Source organism: Xenorhabdus yunnanensis, from assembly GCF_028598805.1.
Taxonomy (GTDB): domain Bacteria; phylum Pseudomonadota; class Gammaproteobacteria; order Enterobacterales; family Enterobacteriaceae; genus Xenorhabdus; species Xenorhabdus yunnanensis.
This window is the reverse complement of sequence record NZ_JAQRFI010000166.1, coordinates 1-1,214: the sequence shown is the minus strand read 5'-3', so window position 1 is coordinate 1,214 and position 1,214 is coordinate 1. Positions and strand designations below refer to the sequence as shown.

The 1,214-nt window shown below is 34.5% G+C and carries 2 protein-coding genes; both read left to right on the top strand.

Translation table 11 applies throughout. The features are described from left to right. The first annotated feature begins 40 nt into the window (after window positions 1-40). Window positions 41-484, top strand: coding sequence for an EndoU domain-containing protein (locus tag PSI23_RS21460; protein WP_273556972.1), 444 nt, complete (start codon window positions 41-43; stop codon window positions 482-484). A gap of 8 nt (window positions 485-492) precedes the next feature. Next, a complete protein-coding gene (locus PSI23_RS21455; protein ID WP_273556971.1) occupies window positions 493-984 on the top strand; it encodes a hypothetical protein in 492 nt (163 codons plus the stop codon). Window positions 985-1,214: the final 230 nt, after the last annotated feature.

The window sequence follows — 1,214 nt, the reverse complement described above, 5'->3', positions numbered from 1 at the left end:
AATGTAATGTGGTCAATTTTTTATTGTAAAACAGGAAGCAATGATGAAAAAATTATTCGTCGTCATTCTGACGATTTTTTGTGTGGCATTCGGTTCACTGTCTCATGCGAACTCTGTGGTAAATCCCGATAAAAAAGCCTGTAAACATAATGTCGTTAATGAGCTTAGGTCATTTAATGGCAAAACTTACAAAATTGGGAATCAGACTTTTAAATTAGATAGAAAAGGAATGAAACACATCCTCGAGCGACATCACCCTTACTTCTGGAATGGTACAACCAAACCGACTCAAACGTATTTCTCTTGCAAAATGTCAGTAAAAGAGATTATTTATGCTATCGAGAGTATAATGAAAAAACACAGAAAGGTTTTATTGCGGGAAGGGGCTGGTCAATACCAAATTGAAGGACGATACAAAGGTAAACTGTATGTCGTTGGATTTAACAGAGGAAGAATAGGTCAGTTTTATCCGAAGTTAGAATAGAGGTAAAAATGATATATACAAGTAAAAGTATAAGTACAAATATAAATATAAGTACATATATTAAAGTTGGAGATGAATTTATTGATATATTTCAATATGAAGGTGATATAAAAGACATTGATTATATCGATGGCGCATTGGAGTTAACCATCAATGGCAAGCCCCTTATCACTAAATTAATGTGGGACTACATAGATCAAATTTGGAGTTATTTTTCTAAAGGACTATCATTAGTATATGAAAATCAGGAGTTTAAATGTTATTTTCCTGATCAACCAATAGATGTGAAATTTATCCCATTAAAAGGGCATAAACGAGTGTGTGTAAGTATAAGCAGCCATATTCTTCCAGAGGTCAAAACTTCTATCGAGAAAAATGAATTTCTAATTGAGATGCGGGATCACGCAATCAAATTCTTTGAAAGATTAGAATATTTAAAATCCTCAACAATGGGAACACGTGTAGCGGCCATGCGATATTTAGAAAAAATAAATTTATAATAGAAATAATATTAATTAGTTTGAAACGGATATTTACCGCAATTTTGCGGTAAATATCCCTAATCTGGCCGCCTCGTGCGGTTTTTTTATGTCCAAATTTAAGAGGAGCATGTATGGCATTTATTAACGATGCCATTTCCTCATTGCTGGGTGGCGGCAATGACGCATCATGGAAATGGTCAGAACATTTGCATCCTGCCTCATTTCGCGGCGTCCCATTTGCCGTCATT

What these genes read in the sequence shown, in the direction of transcription:
- PSI23_RS21455 (WP_273556971.1), top strand. Translation starts at nt 493, where the DNA reads ATGATATATACAAGTAAAAGTATAAGTACAAATATAAATATAAGTACA.
- PSI23_RS21460 (WP_273556972.1), top strand. Translation starts at nt 41, where the DNA reads ATGATGAAAAAATTATTCGTCGTCATTCTGACGATTTTTTGTGTGGCA.